Here is a 20,381-nt window from a genome sequence, read left to right as displayed (position 1 = left end):
CCCCATAGCCGGCTACCTGTCCTTTCCCGGCAGCTCAGCCAGGTTGCTGCGGTGATTAAAAACAATAAAGGCAATGGTGGCCAGGCCCCCCAAAACAGCCGGGGCAACATGCATCCACTTATACACTGTGGCCCCGCCAAGCACGGCCACCATGCAAAAAGAGGCGATAAAGGGAATCCGGAAGGCAAAATAGCCCGCAGCCCAAGCCAGGGCCGAAGCCAGCACCCCCCAGGGAACGATCACGGCCGAAAACCCAAGATAATTGGCCACCCCCTTGCCGCCTTTAAACTGATGAAAACAGGGATACCGATTTCCGGCAACAAGGGCCAGCCCGGTCCATGCAACACCTGCGGGATCCAAAAGATACACGGCCAGCGCGGCAACAGCCGCAGCCCGTCCCATGTCCAGGACCAGCACCAGAGCCGCGGCTGCCGGGCCGGCCTGGCGATAAACATTTGTGGCCCCGGGATTGCCGCTGTATTGGGTTCTGGGATCACCCCGCCCGGTGACCCGGAAAAACACAATGGAAAAATTGACAGAACCCAGCAAATAGGCCGTTGCGGCCACAACAACAAACATCATCAAATCTTGCCTTTCGCCTTTTGTTTTCCGGCGCAAATCCAGGCAGGCGGTTTTCTGCGGCCGGCAAACACATCACGCATGTGCAGGCCCCGGACGTATTCGCAGACACGGCCGTCTGCGGCAAAAATCCACACATCAAAATCATGGCTGCCCATGGCCCCGGATCCGGCCTCTGCAAGGGCCGTGTACCGGCCCCCTGGGACTGCGGGCCGCGTCACCGAGCGGAAATCAAATCCCACCGGAAACCCCACAAATCCCCTGTACCGCTGTGTCCACACGCAGGCGGCGTGAAATGCCGCATCCAGGACAAACACCGAACCCAGTGGGCCGCCGGACTCCGGCAGTTGCGGGGCGCGGATCAGCGCTTTTACACCGCCGGTTTCCAGATGCAGGTTTCCGGAAAGATTTTGATACGCCGGGCCAAAAGGCACCAGCTCATGATAAACAGCCTCTGTACGCACACGAAAAACCGGCTCCCCGGTTTGAACTGCGGGCGCATCAGGGATGGCCGCGGCTTTGTGATCCGAAAAAAAACAAAGCCGGGCATGCTCCCTTGTACGGGTAATACCCGATGCGGCCATTTTTTGGCGGGTCAGCAGCCGGGCCGTCAAACTTTGACCGTCTGCGGGCGCAAGCTCGAAAATAGCATCTATCTCTTCCTGGCCCTGGGCAATCTCCAGAAACTTTGAAAACGCGGCCTGCCCCATGATCCGCCCGGTGATATTTGTCCCGGCAGCGGCTGCTGCCAGCTGCTGCATTGACTCCACTGCCGGATACAGGGCCCTGCCTTCAAAGGCGTGATCCTGCAGATACGCCGGCAGGACAATTTTTTGCGCCATGGGCGGGAGGGTTTTTATTTCGGAAAAATGTCCCATAAGTTCTGCGTGTTTTCATCAATCCCAACGGGCCTGCCCGCGGAATTCAGGGCGCAGTGCTCGGTAAATCCGGTACATACGATCCCGCCGGTTTGGGCGTGGGTGATGACATAATCAAAATTCAGCTTCACCTTGCCCAGGTTTCCGGGCCGTGTGTGCACCCACATGGCATCATCATAATAAAGCGGGCTGTGGTACTTGATTCCCAGTTCAATGATGGGATAAACATATCCGCTGGCCTCAATATCCACGTATGGATACGCCAGATCCCGCATGAGCGAGGCCCGGCCGAATTCAAAATAACGCAGGTAATTGGCGTGATACACAACCGCGGAGCGGTCCGTGTCCGCATACAGGGTCCGGTTTTCGCACCTGTGCCAGATGCAGCCGTCGTGCCGGTTTTTCACAAAACGCGGATCACCGTTGTAGACTTCCGGATGAAACGGTTTGGGGCGCATAATCAAACTCCTTTAAAAACAATACAGCAATTGGTTCCCCCGAACCCGAATGCATTGGACAAAAAGCATTCATACCCGCCGGCCCGGGCAGAATCGGGCACCACATCAATATCTCCGAGTTCCGGGTCCGGAATATGGTTAATGGTTGGCAAAATCACACCCCGGCACATGCCCTCGATGCCCAGCGCCGCCTCAATGGCCGCAGATGCGCCCAGGGTGTGGCCGATCTGGGACTTGTTGGAGGACACGGGCAGGGACTCCAGGTAATTGCCGAACACGGCCCTCAGGCATTGGATTTCCGTAAAATCGCCCTTTCGGGTCGATGTACCGTGGGCGTTGACATAGCCGATATCTGCCGGGGCCAGCCCGGCATCGTCTATGGCCGCTGAAATGGCCCGAACAATGGTTGGCCCGCTTGGCAGCGTGAAATGGCAGGCATCCGAACTCCAGCCCACCCCGGCCACCTCGGCCCGTGGCACAAGCCCGTGTGCCGTTATGGCCTCTTCTGCGGCCAGCACCAGGACCCCGCAGCCCTCAGAGAGGACCATGCCCTTTCGGTCAACGGAAAAAGGCCTTGACGCCAGAGAGGGGTCATTGCAGGCTCTGTCGTTTTTGCCCACCTTGATGGTGGCGTTCATGTTGGCAAAACCGTGGATGATCTCAGGCATGATACAGGTGTCAACGCCGCCTGCAAGCACAAAATCACAGTCCCCGTCCCGGATCATGCGGGCGCCCAGGCCGATGGCGAAATTTCCCGAAGCGCAGGCCCCCTGGGGGGAGAAAACCGGGCCGGTAAACCCGAGCATCATGCCCGCCTTGCCCGCGGGCAGATTGGCGCACAGGTTGGGCAAAAGATAAGGGCTGACCCGCAGGGCGCCTTTGACACGCAGGGTTTCTGCGGCCTTGCGGAATGCATCCGTACCGTTTAGGGCCGATCCTACCATACAGGCGGTTTTGGGTGCTGTCTGATCATTGATTTCAAGGCCACTGTCTGCCAGGGCCGCCCGGCAGACATCCATGGTCAGGATCACAAAATCCGCGTTCCAGTTATGGGCCTCTTTGGGGTCCACGAAATCGCACGCCGCCGGATCCCAGTCCGGAATTTCGCCCACCACACGGCTTAAACTCTGTACGCTGCACCGGGTAACCTGGCCAAACCCGGCCAGACCAGCGGCCGCATTGTTCCAGGTCCTGTCAAAGGTCCTGCCCAAAGGCGTTGCCGCTGCATAACCAATAACAAAGACCCGTCTGTTCAAAGGTGCTTTCATAACAGAAAAAAACCGCCTTTAGCTGAATCGTTGAAACACCAGGCAGGCATTGCATCCGCCGAAACCAAATGCGTTTTTGAGCACAAAGGTCTGGTCTGCGGCCTGCAGGTGCGTGACCATCTCATCCACCGGCATTTCCGGATCCGGCACATAATTGATGGTGGGTGTGATTTTTCCGGCCAGCATGCCCGAAACCGCCAGGATGGATTCAATCGCCGAGGATGCGCCCATGGCATGGCCGGTCATGGATTTGTTGGCGGTTACCGGCGGCAGTTTTGCGCCAAACACCGACAACAGCGCCTCATGTTCCACTGCATCGCCCGTGCGGGTGGAGGCGGCATGGGCGTTTACTGAATCAATATCGGCCGGTGCAATGCCGGCATTGTCAATGCTTTCTTTGATGCACCGCCGCACTGTGGGCGCATACGGGGCCACGAAATGATGGGCGTCTGCGGTCATGGACCAGCCCGCAAGCCCGACGTCAAATCCCAGTCCGTGGGCTTGTGCAAACTGGCTGGAGGCCAGGATCACCGCACCCGCACCCTCTGAGATCACAAAACCCCGCCGGTCTTTTGAAAACGGTTGACTGGCGGCTTCCGGGGCCACGGGGCTTTGGGGCTTGTGCCGGAACGCCCCGTTCATGGTGGCAAACCCGGCCACAATGGGTTCAACCAGGGCAAAATCCACAGCCCCGCAAATGGCCAGATCCGCGCGCCCGGATTCAATGAGCATGGCCCCGGTGATCAAAGAGGCCGCCCCTGTGGCACAGGCCGTAATCGTGGACATGATCGGGCCGGTGGCGCCTGTAAGAATGGCCACCTTGCCGGTGACCATGTTGATGCACGAATTGGGATTGGTGTAGGGGTGCGGCAGCTTGCCGGCCTCGCGCATGCGCCGGTCCGCCTCCAGCACCGCGTCCTGGCCCCCCACGGCTGAACTGAATGTCACGGCTGTGCGCGGGGCAAGTTCGGAGGTGATTTCCAGGCCGCTTTTTTCCAGGGCCCGGCTGACCACCAGCAGGGCATGCCGGAAAACAGGCGAGCGCCAGTTGGCCATTTTCCTGGGGCTTAAAAAAGGATACGGCCCGGCATCAAATTCCGGCACCTGCCCGGCGATGCGCACCGGAAACTCCGTGTTGATCTCAAAGCGGGTCAAAGGACCGATGCCGCTTTGGCCGGCACAGGCCGTCTCCCATTGGGCGTGCGGATCCGTGCCCAGGGGCGAGACCATATCATAGCCGACAATGACGCTGCTGCGAGGATGCATGAACCGGCCCGTTTTTACCAGGGGATAAACTGATAGAGTTTGGCAAACATCTCATACACCTCGATCCAGTTCTGCAAATCCTCTGTGGAGCGCATGTGTGCGCGCTTGTTAACCATGATCCAGCTCATATGCGCAGCCCCGTCCTTGCAGGTGGAACAATCCCGGGTGGCCGAAGTGCAGCACCGGTGCATGGTTTCAAGGTCCGAGGCCCAGCGGATAAACCGGATCAGACGGCGGGGCTGGTGGTTTCGGGTGTCCATGGGCTCGGTTACCGACGGGCACTCGGCCCAGCCAAACGTCCTGTCCAGCATTTTTCCGGTGGTGATGACCTTGTGATAATATTTGGATGAAATCACCGTGTCCGGATAGGCATCGAGCATTTCATCCATTTCCGCCCGAAGGTCGGCCAGTTCCCCGTCGCGCCAGTAAAATCCGTCCACGCCTTCATCGTTGGAAAGCAGCTGCATATGGACTTTGAGGCCCACATCCCGGATTTTTTTTATAATGCGCTCAGTGCGCCCCACCTGGTTGGGGGTAATGGTATAGAGGTAATAGGTGTAGGGATCGCCTTCATAATTTTTGCTGGAAATGCGGAATGTATCTTTTCCGCGCAGGCGCTTTTCATCGTCTTCATCGCCCCACAGGGAGATGCCCACCATCATGTCGGCAAACCGGTCCCGGGGCACCTTGATCAGCCCGTTTGTGGCGCAGTATGTGGGCATGCGGGCGTAAAACGCCGCCACCCGGTCCAGGCAGAGGGTGGGCTCGCCGCCGATCAAAATGGCCAGGTTCACACCCCGCTGCTTTTCCGAATCCACAAAAGCCGCCCATTTCTCCGGATCGGTTTCCTCCCGGGCGGCCTTGTCCTCTCCGGAGGAGAAAAAAAAGCACCCCTTGCACCGCAGGTTGCACTGGTTGGTCACATCATAGATGGAACTGCGGATATTGAGTTTGGATATGTTCTGGTATCGCTGATACCAGTGGGAATCAAGAAGAGAACTCACGGTTTTCATAAAATCAACCTCAAATGCGGCTTGCCGCTCAGAATAGATGATGTGCGGGCGGGGCCGTGTGCTGGTCACACAGATCCGGACTTTTTTCATACCCTCTCACCCACACGGCCAGGTAAACATCCACGTAATCCAGCCAGGCCGCAAACGTTTCCGGACATGCGGCGTGCCGGAACATCCTGGCGGTCACAACCGCGCTGCCTGCGGCATAATGGCGGCAGTCGGCGCAGTCAGTATCCGGCACGCAGCAGGCGGTATCACGTTTCCAGGTCAAATCCGCCCGGTACTGCCGAAAACTGCGTCCCAGGCCGATATCGGTTGACGGGTTGGCCCTGGGATACGGACAGGAAAACAGGTCATGCAAGCCCAGCCGGTGGGTGTGCACCACCCGGTGATAAGGCGAGAAAATCACATGATCCGGATACTGCCGGCCGATTTCTTCCATGGTCTGGCGGGTCTTTTCCAAAGACTGCGCATCATGGGCCAGTCCGCCTGCATAGCCCGCAGGGGCGGAGAACATGTTAAATGTCGCCCGGCAGTTGTTTTGCGCCAGCTGATCCATGACCTCTCCCGCCTCGCCGATATTGTGCCGGGTAAAGGTATAAACAAAAACGGCCCTGGGATCGTTTCCGTAATTTTGAATCTGCCGGGAAAGCATGTTTTCGGCGTTTCTGACCTGTTGACTGGTCGCATCGTTTCCCCATACCGATACATGAATCCGGTAATCCACCTTCTTATCAATGGGGATCAGCCCGTTTGTGGCGATGCAGCCCAGGGGGATTCGATCGTGGCAGACATCCAGCAGTTCCGGCACCAGCGAAGGTTCGGCCCCCGCGAGCACCACATAGGTAATGCCCCGCTGTTTTTCTTTTTCCATGAGCCGCCGCCACTGCTCCGGGTCCTCTATGCCCGTAGCGCCGGCCTTTTCACCCTGGTAATAATAACAGCCCTCGCACCGGATATTGCACTTGCGGGTCATGTCATAGGTGGATTCCCGGAGAAAAAAATATTTTCTGACCTTCTCCCACTTTTGCCGGATCCGGGGATCAGAGGCCAGGATATCGGAGAATTTCCACTCTTTTGCCGGCCTGCCTGCGCCGGCCGGCACCTGGATAGGATTGCTTGCTGCCTTCATAAAATCTTGCCGTCCCGGTATCATGCCGGCTATATTTTCACCGGCGAATTTTCAAGGATGTATTCGGCGATCAGACGGAGGGTTTTTAATTTGGGGTAATCTTCCTCATCAATGCGGATGCCGTATTCATCCTGGAGCACCAGCGCTACTGTGGCCAGATCCATGCTGTCCACTCCCACCTCGTCGACCAGATCCAGGTCCGGATCAAATGTTTCCGGGGTCACGTCTTCGAGCTTGAGCTCCTCGATGACAATGCCGGCCACCCCGCGAACAATTTGTTCAAAGTTTGATTCATGATTCATATGCCTGTGTTCCCCTTGCTTGTCTTTATTCCACAAACTGTGCCTGCAGGCGTCCCCTGCAGGCAAGTTGTTTTTCAACAGTGAGCTCAAACCGCCATTGGCCGGCAGCATTGTCTGCCGGCGACACACTGATCTCGATTTCCTCTTCAGGGCGGATCACCCGCCGGTACTTGGTCCGGTGGACTTTTTGCAGCACAACGGCCCGTTTTGTTGCCTCCTCAATTACCTGCAGCACGATAAAAAGCTGGGCAATGCCCGGAAGCACGGGATCCTGCGGGAAATGGCCGGAAAACCACACCGAGGATGCCGGCGCCCGGACAGTCGCAGAAATCCGTTGCCCGGACAAGTTTTCCAGCCGCTGCAGACAGTACCCTTTGTTGTCATGGTTCATATCAGGTCCGAATGCCGCAAGGCACCTGCGAGAAGTCCCTTTGCGGTTTTGGTTTTTATTTGGTGTTATCCATAAAAGGAATTAACGTGTTTGTCAACTTTGATGGTTGCCCAAAAAGTCAATTTTCATCATCAAAGGTTGTCAGGAAGGAAGCCCTGCGGCCGGGGCCGTGTTTTTCCGCTCCTGAGCCTTTTTGCGGGAAAAGGCTCAATGTCGCTTCAAAAACCCGCCCCCGCCCTTCGGGCTTCCTTGGGGACCATTCCCAAATCCGATAACGCTGTAAAACATATTGGCAACACCCTTCAAGATCCACCAAATTCAGATCCAAAGCAGGAAACATCTTGATAAAGAAACAATCGGCGTCATCTATTTCCAGAGCCCTGGCCATGGGGCGGGGCGGGGTGCGGTTTGTTTGGCTGCATTGGCGCGGTTTCGGAATAAGATCGGACCGGGGCTTTGGCGACCGGAATTTTAAACTGTCTGAGGGCGATCAGCCCGAGTTTTTAAAATTCCAGCCAAAGTCCCGGAACGATCGCCGAAAGCACGCCGCAGACAAACAAACCACACCCGACCCATACGAAAACCGGCAGGCTTTTTTGCAGAAAATCTGCTGGATCCCGGCATGGGGACGGAATGGTAGCGCGCTCAGGAAAGGCTTCGGTTCATGCGGCCGCTGCCGTAGCCTTCCAGGTCCATTGTCACATAATCAAACCCGGCCCTGCGAAGGGCGCTGACAATCTTTAAGCGCCGCTCCGGGTTGAGCAGGCGGTCAAATTCCGCCGGGCGCAGTTCAAGCTTTGCCGTATCGCCCAGATGCCGGACCCGGAAACCGGAAAACCCCAGGGCGGTCAGCGTATTTTCCGCAATCTCGATCATTTCCAGTCGTTTGTGCGTGATTTCCATACCATAGGGAATCCGGGATGCCAGACAGGCAGCGGCCGGCCGGTCCCAGTTGGAAAGCCCGGCCTGCCGGGCCATCTCCCGAATTTCCGCCTTGGTCAGGCCCGCATCCCGCAGGGGGGCCAAAACCCCCATTTCCTCGGCTGCCTGCATGCCCGGCCGAAAATCGGCCATGTCATCGGCATTGGCCCCGTGTGCCATACAAGTCACGCTTTGTTCGCGCATGAATTCAAACATTTTGGAAAACAGGATCTTTTTGCATATGTAGCAACGATTGGCTGAATTTTGTGTAAAATCAACAACAAACAGCCCCTCCACGCGCACCAGGCGATGGGAAACCCCGAGCATGCCTGCGAGCTTGACCGCTTCATCCACTTCCCGCCGGGGCATCAGCGAAGAGACCGCAGTCATGGCCACCACCCGGTCGCCGAGCACTTCCCTGGCCAGGGCGAGCAAAAGGCTGCTGTCCACCCCGCCTGAAAATGCCACGGCAAGGCTGTCAACGTCCTGGAACTGCTGCTGAACCCGCTTTTTCTTGCGATTTAATGGGTTATGATCCGCCACTGTTTTGCAATCCTTGTGATTTGTCATTTTCCTGTAAGCAACTTCAAAAACCGACCCTGACCGCAGGGCTTCCTTATGTATCATAAAAAAATGTTTACAAAAATCAAAGGTTCCGGTATAAAATTGATTGATATTTAGAGGATTATAAGGGTTTTTTAGCATATATGCCAATTCTTTTACCCGATCCACATAGGAGCTGATATGGGCAAAAAAAGCTTAACCAAATCCACTGCCAAGAAAAAAACAACCACTTCCGCCAAGAAAAAAAGCCCTGAGAAAAAAACTGCAGCCGCTTCTGCCAAAAAAGGCAAAACCCAGAAAAATACAACCAAAACCAAAAAGCCAACATTAAAATCCCTGAGAAAAAAACAGTTTGACGCCTGGCGCCCGGAAAAGCCGTTTGTACCTGAACCGGATCCGGCAGCAAAAAACGCTTTTACCGCCCCGCCGGTAACCGGCGATTACGGAAAAGAGCAGGCAGAAACCATCCGGGCCCTTCTGCTGTGGGACCTCAATGAGCCCTCCCCCGTGGCCAAGGCCCCGGAACCCGAAGCTGAAAAAGCGCAGGAACCTGCTGCTCAAAAGCCTGAACCGCCAAAGGAAAAACCGCCCGAAGCCGAAACCAAGGCCGAGCCTGAGGCGGAAAGCAAAAAGACTGACCCAAGCAAAGCAGAGGAAAAACCAGCCGACGCAGAAACCGCGGCTGAGGCCGAAGCCGAATCCAAGGCCGAAAAAACGCCCGAACCGGAGGAAAAACAAGCAACCGAAGCCCAGCCGGCTCCGGAGAAAAAGCCTGAAAAGGCCGAAAAAAAGCAAAAGCCGGAAGCCGCAGCCAAGCCGGAAAAATCCGAAAAAGCCAAAGCTTCTGAAAAACCGGCTTCTTCTAAAAAAGATTCCGACAGCGGCGGCGCAGCCGGCCCTCCGGGCGGCCCGCCGGAGCCGCCCAAACCGCCTGTGGCAGAGAAAAAAGAGCCGCCCCTGGACCCGAAACTCATAGGGCTTATCGCAATTGTGGGGCTGCTTTTTCTGCTGATCATCGGGGCGAGCTTTAGGAACGCGGACAACTACTATCTCAAGCAGACCGATAGGGCAATAGAGATCTGGAAAGGCAAGTTTTCGCCCCGGGGCCAGGAAAAAATCGTGACCTTGCCCGGCCAGCAGGCACCGGAAACGGAAAAAGCGATTTATGCCAGGAAAGAAGCCCTGAGCCTGGCATTTAACCATTTCATGGACCGGGCAGATGCCCTGAGCGAGGCCGAAGACCTCATCGACTTTCAAAGCATCCGTGAAAACCTGGAAAAAGCCAAAAAATACGCCTCCACCGACCAACAGAAACAACGCGTCAACCAACGGCTGGAAACCATGGATTTTCTAATGCTGCTCTACAAGGCCAATGTGGCGTCTGAAAAACAGACCCTGGAAAGCCTTGAAAACGCCATGGAGTTTCTGGAACGGGCAGCCGCCCTTGACATCAGCGAGCGGGCCCGTCGGTCCCTGGAGGATCGAATGACAGCAATCCAGGAGTCCGCCAGTGAGCTGGAAGAAGAGGCGGCAGCAGAAAAAGCGGCCGAAGCCGAACAAGCCGCCGAAGCAGAAGAAACTGCGGATGCAGAAAAAGCAGCGGAAACAGAAACAACATCAGAGGCAAAACAAGCCGGAGAAGATCAGCAGCAAGATGGCCAACCCGCCCCGGAACCAAACGGGGATGCGGCTGAAACAACAGGCAAGGAAGCGGATAAAGATTCTGACAAACAATCCGGACAAAACTCCAAAGACTCTTCCCAGGACTCCGATGACCCCGGAGCCCAGTCCGAATCCGAGCAGCAGTAGATATACTGATCCAAAACCACAACCGCAAAAAAAGCGGGCTCCCAGAGCGCCCGCTTTTTTTGTATCCAAAGTTAATACACCCGTAAAAAGTCAGATTTTAGATGGCGCCGTAAAAAGTTCAAGATCAAGGCCTGCGCAATTTCGAAGAATGCAGCGTACTTATCCGTACGTGAAATTCTGAGAAATTGCGCATAACGCAGATATTGGACTTTTACGGCGCCATCAAAGGTCATGCATACAAATGGCAGCACACGGTGCGATCCCGCAACCGGATCTGATCGGGCGCGGTGTCCCGGCACACCGCTATTGCTTTCGGGCAGCGGGGATGAAAATGGCAGCCCGGCGGGGGATCAGCCGGCGACGGGGTCTCGCCTTTGACCTGTGCGGATTCAGCCCGCTTTTGCCCGGCCACCGGAAGTGCGGCAATGAGCATTTGCGTGTAAGGATGGCAGGGTTCTCCGATGATCTGCGCCGTGGCGCCGATTTCCACAATCCGGCCCAGATACATCACCGCCACCTGGTCGGCAATATTGCTGACCACGCCCAGATCATGGGAAATAAACAAATAGGAGAGATGGTGGGTTTCCTGCAGGTTCAGCAGCAAGTTGATCACCTGGGCCTGGATAGAAACATCCAGGGCGCTGACCGCCTCATCACAGATCACCAGGTCCGGCCGCAGGGAAACCGCCCGGGCGATATTGATCCGCTGGCGCTGACCGCCGGAAAACTCGTGGGGAAAACGATAAATCATGGCCTTGTCAAGTCCCACTTCCGCCAGCAGCCTGCGGGCGTGCTCCTGTTTGGTGCCTTCGAGCATGCCGAATCTCTCCAGCCCTTCGGTGATAATATCCATGACATTCATGCGCGGATTCAGCGAGGAAACCGGATCCTGGAACACCACCTGCAGGTGGCGGCGCATCTGATCCATCTGCTTGCGGGACAGGTGAAGCAGAGGCCGGCCCCGGAAGCGCACATCACCGGCCGAAGCCGCTTCCAGCCCCAGCAGGGTTCGGCCCAGGGTGGTCTTGCCGCAGCCAGACTCGCCCACCAGGCCCAGTGTCTGATTCTGCTCCAGGCAGAAACTCACCCCGTCCACAGCCCGGATGCGCTGGGATTTTCCCGAAAGCAATCCCTTTTTCGTCTCAAACCAGGTTCTCAGATCCAAGACCTCCAGCAGAAACTCCCGGGCCGGATCCCATGCGTCGGCCGGATTTGGGGCGGTTTTTTTTCTCATCAGGCCCCCTTGTCCGGATAGACCAGAAAGCAAGCCGCCAGATGGTCTTTGCCGCAGGTCACCAGGTCGGGATCCTGGGTGCGGCACCGCTCAAACACATCCGGGCAGCGGTCCTGAAACCGGCATCCGGCCGGATAATCCAGCGGTGACGGGACCTGGCCGGGTATGTCAGTCAAATGATTTCGGCCGCCGGCCAGTTTCGGAATGGCAGCCATCAGTCCCCGGGTATAGGGATGGGCGGGTGCGGCAAAAAGGGTTTCAATGTCTGCGGTTTCCACGATGCGCGAGGCATACATCACAATGACCCGGTCGCACATTTCCCAGACAACACCCATGTCATGAGTGATGAGCAAAAGCGATGTGCGGTTTTCCTTCATCTCCCGGATCTTGGCAAAAATCTGGGCCTGGGTGGTCACATCCAGGGCGGTGGTGGGCTCGTCTGCGATCACGAGTTTGGGCGACAGCATCAGGGCCATGGCGATCATCACCCGTTGCTGCATGCCCCCGGAAAGCTGAAAGGGGTAGGCATCCATCCGGGACTGCGCATCCGGTATACCCACCTTTTGCAGCCAGGATACGGCATATTCCCGGGCGGCTTTTTTGGACATCCGGTGGTGGAAACCAATGGCCTCTGTGAGCTGCCGGCCGATGCGGTGGAGGGGGGAAAGCGCGGAAAGCGGTTCCTGGAAAATCATGCTGATTTCATTTCCGCGCACCGCCCGCAGATCCCGGGTGTTGATCTGCAGCAACTCCCTGCCGTCAAAATGAACAGACCCGGACACAATCCGGCCCGGCGGGGAGGCAATCAGCCGGATCAATCCCAGGGCGGTCACGGATTTGCCGCACCCGGATTCCCCCACCAGCCCGAGGCTTTCCCCTGCGCGGATGGCAAATGACACCCCGTCCACGGCCCGGATCACGCCCTCATCTGTGGCAAATTCAATCGCCAGATTGTCTACGGAAAGCAGCGCTTTCATTTTCATTCCTCCCGGATCACCCGTCACCTGTCACCCGTCACCGCTTTTCACTCCATCCTGGTATATTGCTTTGGATCATAGGCATTGCGAACACCTTCGCCAATAAACACCCCCAGCAGCATCACCGCAAACAAGGCAATGGAGGGATAGACAATCAGCCACCAGGCCCATCTGTACTGCTGGGCCTCAAACAGCATCTCCCCCCAGGAGGCCGTGGGCGGGGGCATGCCGAAGCCCAGGTAATCCAGGGCCGCAAGTGCACCGATGGCCCCCACCAGGGAAAACGGGAAAAACGTAATCACCGGCACCAGGGCATTGGGCAGGATATGTCTGAAAATAATTTTTCGGGACGAAACCCCCATGCACCGGGCAGCCTCCACAAACGGGCGCGTTCTCAGGCTCAGAAACTCGGCCCGGATGTAATAGGATATCCCGATCCAGTTAAACAGGCCGTAGCAGACCAGCAGGAGTTCAAAGCTTCTGCCGTAGATCGACCCCATGAGAATCATAACATATAAAAACGGCAATGCGTTCCAAATCTCCACAAACCGCTGGGCCGTAATATCGAGTTTTCCGCCGTAATAGCCCTGGACCGCGCCGGCGGCCACCCCCAGGGACATGGAGGCCCCAACCAGAAGAAGCCCAAAGCTCATGGCAATGCGCATGCCGTAAACAATCCTTGCCAGCACATCCCGGCCCGCGGCATCCAAGCCCAGGGGATGGCCGGCCACCGGCGGATAGGGAAAACGCACATCCTCTTTTTCAAACCCGGCTATGTACTGCCGGCCGTCTGCCACCACCCGGTAATCAGCCACGGGCGCATCAAAGCGCTCTGCAGCCAGACTTTTGATCACTTCCTGCTCGGCCTGGCTGATTTTTTCCCACAGCCCGGGCCATTGGCCGGCGGGCCGCAAATCCGGTGTCAGGGAAACGGTTATATCCCGGGCGTCTTTCATGGCCGGCTCATAGATCAGCATGCGCACGGTGTCCGGGGCGCTGTTTCTGGGTTCGTATTCGGCCAAAACTCCGGTATAGGTTTGGCCGTGCTTGTTTTCCAGGGCAAAGGAGACAAAGGGTGCGGCCTGATTGGCAAACCGCCTGGCCAGGGCCCGGATCAGTTTTTCCGGCAGATCAAAATAATCGTTGAGGCGGCCGGGGGGTGTTTTGTCCGGCTCTGTTCGGGTGAAAAATGATAGCAGGCGGCTGTCGGCAATTTCAAGATCCGAGCCGATATCCGCGCTGGCCGCCCTGGGCTCTGGGGCAAACCGGAGGGTGACCTGATCGGCCACGTCAATGCTGTTGGGATCAACACTCTGGTAGGGGCCGTGGGGGTGCGGGGCAAACAGCATGAAATTGTCGTCATTTTCGGCAAATGCCGGCGATTGGTCCAGGGCCTTGTAATCCGGTCGTGTATGGCGGCCGCTTCCGGTAAACACGTCTTCGGCATAATAGGAAAACACCGGAAAAAAAGAGCGGCCCTCAAATCGGACATACAGGGGCGTGGCATTGCACAAAACTTCGGCTGCAAGGCTTGCACCGTAGAGAATCACCAGCAGCCAAAGGGAAATCCAGGCCCGTTTCATGGTCCGGAAGCGCGCCAGGCGTTTTCGTGCAACCGGGTTTCGGAGAATCATAACCTCACTGTTTCCGGAAATTGATCCGCGGATCAATAATCACGTAGAGAAAATCCGCCAGCACGTTTCCCAAAAGCCCAAGAATCGAGGTCAGGGCCAGAATGCCCATGAATACCGGATAATCCCGGCCAACGATGGATTCCAGACTCAGCCGGCCCATGCCCGGGATTTCAAAGACCTGCTCGATGATCACCGAGCCGGCAAACATCACGGTTAAAATCCCGCTGATGCCTGTGGCAATGGGAATCAGGGAGTTTCTCACCGCATGGCCCCAAACCGCCCGGCCAAAGCTGCCGCCCTTGGCCAGCACGGTGCGCACGTAATCCCGGCTGATCTGCTCGATAAGCGAATTTTTCATCAGCAGGGTCAAAATGGCGAAATTGCCGATGACATAGCACAGCACGGGCAGAAACATGTGCATGAAAACATCTTGGATTTTGCCGAAAAAACTTAAACCGGCGTAATTTTCCGAGTGAAACCCGGCCATGGGAAAGACATTCCAGAAGGTATCCACGGTGCCGCAAAACAGCATTTTCAGCACCATGCCCAATGCGAACGGCGGGATGGCATAGCCCACAAACACTGCAACACTGGAGGCCAGATCAAATGTGCTGTTATGCCGCAGGGCCTTGGCAATGCCCAAAGGAATGCAAACCAGGTAGGACAGCACAAACCCGGTGACCCCGAAAACCAACGACACCTGGAACCTTTGTTGGATCAGCTCCCAGGCGGTTTTTTCCGGGAACCGGTAGGAATGCATTTGCATGCCCACTTTGTCATGTATCAGCCAGTTCCAGTACCGTGCATACACTGGCTTGTCAAAGCCGTAATAGGACTCGATCTGCCTGCGTTGTTTTTCGGAAATGCTGGCTGAAGCCCCTTCTCCGGAAGTGGTCTCGCCGGTGCCCATGCCCCGCATCTGCATGATGGCCTGCTCCACGGGGCCGCCGGGTACAAACTGGATAAGGGCAAAACAAAGCACTGTAATGCCGAGAAACGTCGGAATGATCAGCAGCAGGCGTTTGACAAAATAATCCAGCCGTTCCATGAATTGCCGGTTTCAGAAGGTGTTTGCAAACAGGCGGCATGCCGCCGCCCAAGATACGGTAATGCATCCAGGCTCATCAATACCGCATCCCAAGCCGTTTTTCAAGGCTATAGAGCAATTCTTACGCCGCCCGATTTATCCGCATCTGCCGGGTCAGCCGATGTTTTGTGCATAGCGGACTATTGCTCCACATCAGTGATTTTCGCATGATGCCGACCCGGTGGCGGTTTGCTCCCTGCTGACCGCTTGCGCGCTCAATGCGACTCGCAAACCACCACCGGGCCGGCAAGAACATTTCCAAGGAAGTCCAAGGACGGGGGCTGTTTTTGAAGCGACATTGAGCGTTTTTGCGCGAAAATTGGAAACTGTTTAAGGCCGGCAGGGCGAATTTGTAAATTTCAGCAAATTCAGTGGAAGAATCCGCAAAAACGGTCAGGAGCGAAAAAACTGCCCCCGGCCGCAGGGCTTTCCTTCCTGAGAAACACCAAGCGATGTAAAAAAAGCTTTTCGATTATCAAATGCCAGAAAAAAACACAGGGAACAGGACGTATATATCCTGTTCCCTGTTGGGAAAGACAATATTTTTGAAAACGGTTTTTTAAAAGGGTAGAATTTGATGCCTTCGTAAAAAGTCTGATTTCAGATGGTGCCGTAAAAAGTTCAAGATCAAGGCTTGCGCAATTTCGAAGAATGCAGCGTACTTAGCCGTACGTGAAATTCTGAGAAATTGCGCGTAACGCAGATATTGGACTTTTTACGGCACCATCAAATTTTACCGTTTGGAGAACTGGAACCGGGCCCGGGCGCCGCGCTGACCGTATTTTTTCCGTTCCTTGGTTCTGGGGTCGCGCTTGACAAGACCGGCTTTTTTCAGCATCTGCCGGAAATCCGGGTTGGACTGGAAAAGCGCCTTGGTGATTCCGTGCCGGATGGCACCGGCCTGGCCCATGGCGCCGCCGCCGCGAACGTTGACCTTGATATCGTATTCACCGGTGGTATTGGTGAGTTCAAAGGGCTGCATGAGCATCTGGCGGGCAGCGTCCTGTGCAAAAAACTCTTCAACCGGCTTGTTGTTAATGATGATCTCGCCCTTTCCGGGCTTCAGCCAGGTGCGGGCAACGGCCATTTTCCGTTTGCCTGTGGCATAAAAAACGTTCTGCTGTTCCATCAATCCCCCGAATGGTTTTTATATCCAATACTGATGGTTTCGTAAAAAATCGATTCTATCAATATTGTACGGCAATGTTTTAAATTTCCAGCGGCTCGGGCTGCTGGGCGTGATGCGGATGTTCGCTTCCGGCATAAACTTTGAGCTTGCTGTTGATGTCCCGGCCCAGCGGATTTTTGGGCAGCATGCCGCGCACGGCATTGCGAACCAGATCCTCGGGCCGTTTTTCCCGGAGCTTTTCCGCGGTAATGGACTTGATGCCGCCGATATAGCCGCTGTGACGATAATAGGTCTTCTGCTGCCATTTCCTGCCGGTGAGCCGGACCTTGTCGGCATTGATCACGATAACAAAATCACCGCAGTCCACGTGGGGGGTATACATGGGATTGCGCTTTCCGCGCAAACGGGCGGCCACCTCAGTGGCAAGGCGCCCCAGGACCATGTTTTCCGCATCCACCACGTACCATTTTCTTTCAACTTCGCCCGGCTTGGCGCTCTTTGTATATTTTTTCAACGGTTTCACTCCTTCGCGCAAAAATTAATTTGACATAATTAACCAAATTCGCAAAGACTGTCAAGAAAAAAACAACAAGTCTTTTCATCTATGCCATGAAACGGTGTAATATGACTTCCCTGGAAATAGAGGTCAAGTTTTATCTGGCAGATCCGGAAAAAATCCGCTCCCGGATCACGGCCGCAGCCGCCGAAACCAGTGGCCGCCACCACGAATACAATGTCTGCTTCGACGATCGCCAATTCGGTCTGCTCAACCGCAAGGCCCTGCTCCGGCTCAGGAAAGCCGGCGACAGCACAGAACTCACCTATAAGGGCCCGCCCCCGGAAGCCAGCAACAGCAAGGAATTCAAAATCTTTACGGAACTGGAAGTGGCAGTCAGCGATTTTGACACCACTGCCGCCATTCTCAAGGCCCTTGGCTTTCATGCCGAACAAATCTATGAAAAATACCGGCAGACCTGGACCCTGGATAACGGCACCCTGCTGTGCATCGATTGTATGCCCTTTGGCTGTTTTCTGGAAATCGAGGGCCGGGCCGAAAATATCAAAAAGGCCGCGGCCGACCTGGGGCTGCAGTGGGAAAAGCGGATTCTTTCCAACTACCTGGCCATTTTCGATCGCATCCGGGCCGCCTGCGGCCTTGCCTTCAATGACGTGACCTTTGCCGGGTTCAGGGATTCAAACATGGACTTTGCCCCGTTGATCCTGGAATTCGAAGCGGGCTCAGAAACCTGATATCACCGGTCCGGCCGGACAAACACATAAACCGGATCGCCAACTGCCATCTGCAGCACCCGGGCTGCGCTGTCCTGATTCACCGAAATCTCCAGCCTGTCAAAAGAACCCGTAATGGCCAGCAGGCGGCCTATGGCCGCATCTGCATAGCAGCGGCTCAGACCTGAGATGACCTGGTTTCCGGCCTGGACGCAAACAGCATCCAAGTCCCGAAAATGTTTTTCCAAATGACTGCGGCCAATATTGGACACGAGATTGCCGAACCTGTCTGCGTACACAACAGTGCCGGTCAGCCGGCCGCTGGCGTCCATGTGCGGGGCCGGCCCCAACTCCAGGCGCACCAGGCTTTGCAGTGCAATTTCAGGCCCGAGCATCTCCGGTTTCATCCCGCAGACCAGCCTTGCTGCAACCGGGGCAAACACGTCTCTTCCATGAAAAGTCCGGCTCACCGGGTGCAGATAAAGATCGGAGTTGTTGACAAGGAAAACATCCGCGTTGTCAGCATCGTCGAGCACCAGGCTCAACACCCCGTTATCCGGGGCCACAAACACGGCCTTTGATGTGCGCACCGCCACAGAACGCCGGCTGCTGCCCACGCCCGGATCCACAACCACCGCGTGCACACTGTTGTGAGGAAAGAATCCATGGGCGGCAGCCAGCATAAAAGCGGCCTGATAAACATCCTGAGGCGCCACATCATGGGAGATATCAATGACCCGGGCTTGCGGGCAGAGCGAGGTGATGACCGCCTTCATGATGCCCACGTATGGGTCGCTTAGGCCGAAATCCGTGAGCAGGGAGATAACAGGCATGACAGAGCCTTTTGATCCAGACATCAATCAACCGGGTATCCCAGATGGGAAAAGGCTGCAGAAGACGCCTTCCTGCCCGATGAAGTGCGCATGAGCAGCCCGATTTTCAATAGATACGGCTCAACCACGTCCACCAGAGTATCGGTTTCCTCCTGGAGCGTGGCGGCAATGGCCTCGATGCCCACAGGCCCGCCCTTGTAATATTCGATGATGGTTTGCAGATAACGCCGGTCCAGGGGGGTCAGGCCGAGGTTGTCCACGCCTTCGAGCTGCAGGGCATCTGATACGGCCGTGCGGGTGATCTTTCCGTCGCACCGCACCTGGGCGTAATCCCGGACCCGCTTGAGCAGGCGGTTGACGATCCTGGGGGTGCCCCTGGAACGGCTGGCCAGTTCCCCTGCCCCCTGGTCATTGATTTCCAGGTTCAGCAGGCTGGCCGACCGGCCCGCAATCTTGATCAGATCGGCCTTGTCATAAAAATCAAGGCTCCGGAAAATGCCGAAACGATGGCGCAAAGGAGATGACAAAAGCCCCACTCGCGTGGTGGCGCCCACCAGGACAAACTGTTTTAAGCGAAACCGGTGGCTGCGGGCGTGAATCCCTTTGTCAAAAATAAAATCAATGCAGTAATCCTCCATCGCCGGATACAGCAACTCCTCCACAGCCTTGGACAGACGGTGGATTTCGTCGACAAAAAACACGTCCCCGGTTTCCAGTTGGGTGAGCATGCCGATCAAATCCCCGCCCTTTTCCAGGGCCGGCCCGGATGTGACCACCAGGCGGCCGCCCATTTCATTGGCAATGATGTGGGCCAGGGTGGTTTTGCCAAGTCCGGGCGGGCCATGGAACAAAACATGCTCCAGGGCTTCACCCCGCAGCTTTGCCGCCTCGATTGCGATCTTTAAGGTTTCAATGGTCTCGCGCTGACCGATGTATTCGGCCAGCCGCTCCGGGCGCAGAGAGACAATGTCGGGCTCCTGGTCTGCGGGCACGCACTGAGTGGTAACGATTCCCTGCCGGTCCGAGGAAAATGAAAAACTGTTACTGTCCATTGCTTACCTGCCCCCTGTAAACCTCTTCAAACAGCTCCTCAGGAGTCGAGATACCGGGTTTGCGATGCATGGCGGCATCCACCATTTCCTTTGCCTCGCCCGGCCGGTGTCCGAGCTGTTCCACCAGGACTTCCGTGACCTGGGCAGCGGCATCCGATTCGGTTTCAGACACCGCCGGAGCCTCGGGCAAATCCCGGATCAGGGAGAACTTGCCCATCTTGCCCTGCAAGGTGGCAATGATCTTGTGGGCAGTTCGCTCGCCAATGCCGTTTAGGCGCTTCAAGGGCCCGATATCGCGGTTTTCAATGGCCCGGGCGATTTCCTTGACCGGTATGGTCAGAGCCTTGACCGCCTTCATGGGTCCGATGGCCTCCACGCTGATAAAGGCCTGGAAAAATTCCCGCTCGGCTTCCAGTTGAAAGCCAATGAGCACAGGCCTGGGCTGATGCTCTGTCTGATAGTAGTAGATATAGAGGGACAAGTGCTCACCAAGGGCCATGGATGCAATGGTATCCATGACAAAACCGGGCACCAGCACCTCATAGCCCACCTGGCCGGCCAGCAGCAGAATCCGGTCGGCTTCTTTTTTTAACAGGGTTCCTTCCAGGTATGCAATCATGGACA

At 56.2% G+C, this 20,381-nt stretch carries 22 protein-coding genes; 2 read left to right on the top strand and 20 right to left on the bottom strand.

What is annotated here, in order from left to right; translation table 11 throughout:
• Positions 1 to 12: 12 nt before the first annotated feature.
• The 11 genes from HNR65_RS07780 to larE all read right to left on the bottom strand — a co-directional run bounded on the left by HNR65_RS07780 (position 13) and on the right by larE (position 8,751).
• The gene (locus HNR65_RS07780; RefSeq protein ID WP_181550906.1) at positions 13 to 582 is read right to left on the bottom strand and encodes a glycerol-3-phosphate acyltransferase; all 570 of its coding nucleotides are present in this window, start codon (positions 580 to 582) and stop codon (positions 13 to 15) included.
• Positions 582 to 1,457 (bottom strand): polyketide synthase dehydratase domain-containing protein, encoded by an 876-nt coding sequence (locus HNR65_RS07775; protein ID WP_181550905.1) that lies wholly within the window; start codon positions 1,455 to 1,457, stop codon positions 582 to 584. Before HNR65_RS07775 ends, HNR65_RS07780 begins: the two co-directional genes overlap by 1 nt.
• A complete protein-coding gene (locus HNR65_RS07770; protein WP_181550904.1) occupies positions 1,436 to 1,915 on the bottom strand; it encodes an acyl-CoA thioesterase in 480 nt (159 codons plus the stop codon). The genes HNR65_RS07775 and HNR65_RS07770 overlap by 22 nt, the downstream gene beginning before the upstream one ends.
• Positions 1,916 to 1,917: 2 nt before the next feature.
• Entirely contained in the window at positions 1,918 to 3,183 is a 1,266-nt protein-coding gene (locus tag HNR65_RS07765; RefSeq protein WP_181550903.1) for a beta-ketoacyl-[acyl-carrier-protein] synthase family protein, read from the bottom strand.
• A gap of 18 nt (positions 3,184 to 3,201) precedes the next feature.
• Positions 3,202 to 4,449, bottom strand: coding sequence for a beta-ketoacyl-[acyl-carrier-protein] synthase family protein (locus tag HNR65_RS07760; protein ID WP_181550902.1), 1,248 nt, complete (start codon positions 4,447 to 4,449; stop codon positions 3,202 to 3,204).
• Positions 4,450 to 4,463: 14 nt separating this feature from the next.
• Entirely contained in the window at positions 4,464 to 5,462 is a 999-nt protein-coding gene (locus HNR65_RS07755) for a radical SAM protein (RefSeq protein ID WP_181550901.1), read from the bottom strand.
• A gap of 28 nt (positions 5,463 to 5,490) precedes the next feature.
• The gene (locus HNR65_RS07750; RefSeq protein ID WP_181550900.1) at positions 5,491 to 6,594 is read right to left on the bottom strand and encodes a radical SAM protein; all 1,104 of its coding nucleotides are present in this window, start codon (positions 6,592 to 6,594) and stop codon (positions 5,491 to 5,493) included.
• Between the two features lie 29 nt (positions 6,595 to 6,623).
• On the bottom strand, positions 6,624 to 6,896 hold the full coding sequence (locus HNR65_RS07745; RefSeq protein ID WP_181550899.1) for a phosphopantetheine-binding protein: 273 nt from the start codon (positions 6,894 to 6,896) through the stop codon (positions 6,624 to 6,626).
• Between the two features lie 25 nt (positions 6,897 to 6,921).
• On the bottom strand, positions 6,922 to 7,287 hold the full coding sequence (locus HNR65_RS07740; protein WP_181550898.1) for an ApeI family dehydratase: 366 nt from the start codon (positions 7,285 to 7,287) through the stop codon (positions 6,922 to 6,924).
• 118 nt (positions 7,288 to 7,405) lie between these two features.
• Positions 7,406 to 7,675 carry a hypothetical protein gene (locus HNR65_RS07735; protein WP_181550897.1) on the bottom strand — a complete coding sequence of 90 codons (270 nt, stop codon included), beginning with the start codon at positions 7,673 to 7,675 and terminating at the stop codon, positions 7,406 to 7,408.
• 257 nt (positions 7,676 to 7,932) lie between these two features.
• Complete coding sequence (gene larE, locus HNR65_RS07730; protein WP_181550896.1) at positions 7,933 to 8,751, bottom strand: ATP-dependent sacrificial sulfur transferase LarE; 819 nt, start codon at positions 8,749 to 8,751, stop codon at positions 7,933 to 7,935.
• A gap of 201 nt (positions 8,752 to 8,952) precedes the next feature.
• Here larE and HNR65_RS07725 point away from each other — a divergent pair, with 201 nt between their 5' ends.
• The gene (locus tag HNR65_RS07725; protein WP_181550895.1) at positions 8,953 to 10,581 is read left to right on the top strand and encodes a hypothetical protein; all 1,629 of its coding nucleotides are present in this window, start codon (positions 8,953 to 8,955) and stop codon (positions 10,579 to 10,581) included.
• Positions 10,582 to 10,810: 229 nt separating this feature from the next.
• Here the strand turns inward: HNR65_RS07725 and HNR65_RS07720 are convergent, their stop codons facing one another.
• The 6 genes from HNR65_RS07720 to rplM form a co-directional block, all read right to left on the bottom strand.
• Complete coding sequence (locus HNR65_RS07720) at positions 10,811 to 11,815, bottom strand: ABC transporter ATP-binding protein (protein ID WP_181550894.1); 1,005 nt, start codon at positions 11,813 to 11,815, stop codon at positions 10,811 to 10,813.
• Positions 11,815 to 12,792 (bottom strand): ABC transporter ATP-binding protein, encoded by a 978-nt coding sequence (locus HNR65_RS07715; RefSeq protein ID WP_181550893.1) that lies wholly within the window; start codon positions 12,790 to 12,792, stop codon positions 11,815 to 11,817. The genes HNR65_RS07720 and HNR65_RS07715 overlap by 1 nt, the downstream gene beginning before the upstream one ends.
• Before the next feature lie 47 nt (positions 12,793 to 12,839).
• Positions 12,840 to 14,426, bottom strand: a complete 1,587-nt coding sequence (locus HNR65_RS17800; RefSeq protein ID WP_220128315.1) for an ABC transporter permease subunit — start codon at positions 14,424 to 14,426, stop codon at positions 12,840 to 12,842.
• Positions 14,427 to 14,430: 4 nt separating this feature from the next.
• The gene (locus HNR65_RS07705; protein ID WP_181550892.1) at positions 14,431 to 15,474 is read right to left on the bottom strand and encodes an ABC transporter permease subunit; all 1,044 of its coding nucleotides are present in this window, start codon (positions 15,472 to 15,474) and stop codon (positions 14,431 to 14,433) included.
• A gap of 772 nt (positions 15,475 to 16,246) precedes the next feature.
• Positions 16,247 to 16,642 carry a 30S ribosomal protein S9 gene (gene rpsI, locus HNR65_RS07700; protein WP_181550891.1) on the bottom strand — a complete coding sequence of 132 codons (396 nt, stop codon included), beginning with the start codon at positions 16,640 to 16,642 and terminating at the stop codon, positions 16,247 to 16,249.
• Positions 16,643 to 16,721: 79 nt separating this feature from the next.
• Positions 16,722 to 17,156, bottom strand: coding sequence for a 50S ribosomal protein L13 (gene rplM, locus HNR65_RS07695; protein WP_181550890.1), 435 nt, complete (start codon positions 17,154 to 17,156; stop codon positions 16,722 to 16,724).
• Between the two features lie 110 nt (positions 17,157 to 17,266).
• Between rplM and HNR65_RS07690 the strand changes: the two genes are divergently transcribed.
• Positions 17,267 to 17,893, top strand: coding sequence for a class IV adenylate cyclase (locus HNR65_RS07690; RefSeq protein WP_181550889.1), 627 nt, complete (start codon positions 17,267 to 17,269; stop codon positions 17,891 to 17,893).
• A 2-nt stretch (positions 17,894 to 17,895) separates the two neighbouring features.
• On the opposite strand, the gene HNR65_RS07685 is transcribed toward HNR65_RS07690, so the two are convergent.
• Genes HNR65_RS07685 through ruvA form a run of 3 tightly spaced genes read right to left on the bottom strand, consistent with a single transcriptional unit; the run spans position 17,896 to position 20,376 of the window.
• Positions 17,896 to 18,705 carry an SAM hydrolase/SAM-dependent halogenase family protein gene (locus HNR65_RS07685; protein WP_181550888.1) on the bottom strand — a complete coding sequence of 270 codons (810 nt, stop codon included), beginning with the start codon at positions 18,703 to 18,705 and terminating at the stop codon, positions 17,896 to 17,898.
• Positions 18,706 to 18,728: 23 nt separating this feature from the next.
• Entirely contained in the window at positions 18,729 to 19,757 is a 1,029-nt protein-coding gene (gene ruvB, locus HNR65_RS07680; protein WP_181550887.1) for a Holliday junction branch migration DNA helicase RuvB, read from the bottom strand.
• A complete protein-coding gene (ruvA, locus tag HNR65_RS07675) occupies positions 19,747 to 20,376 on the bottom strand; it encodes a Holliday junction branch migration protein RuvA (RefSeq protein ID WP_181550886.1) in 630 nt (209 codons plus the stop codon). Before ruvA ends, ruvB begins: the two co-directional genes overlap by 11 nt.
• Positions 20,377 to 20,381: the final 5 nt, after the last annotated feature.

Source organism: Desulfosalsimonas propionicica (assembly GCF_013761005.1).
Taxonomy (GTDB): domain Bacteria; phylum Desulfobacterota; class Desulfobacteria; order Desulfobacterales; family Desulfosalsimonadaceae; genus Desulfosalsimonas; species Desulfosalsimonas propionicica.
Note: the sequence above shows the minus strand (reverse complement) of the source record. Positions and strands in the feature narration are given on the sequence as shown.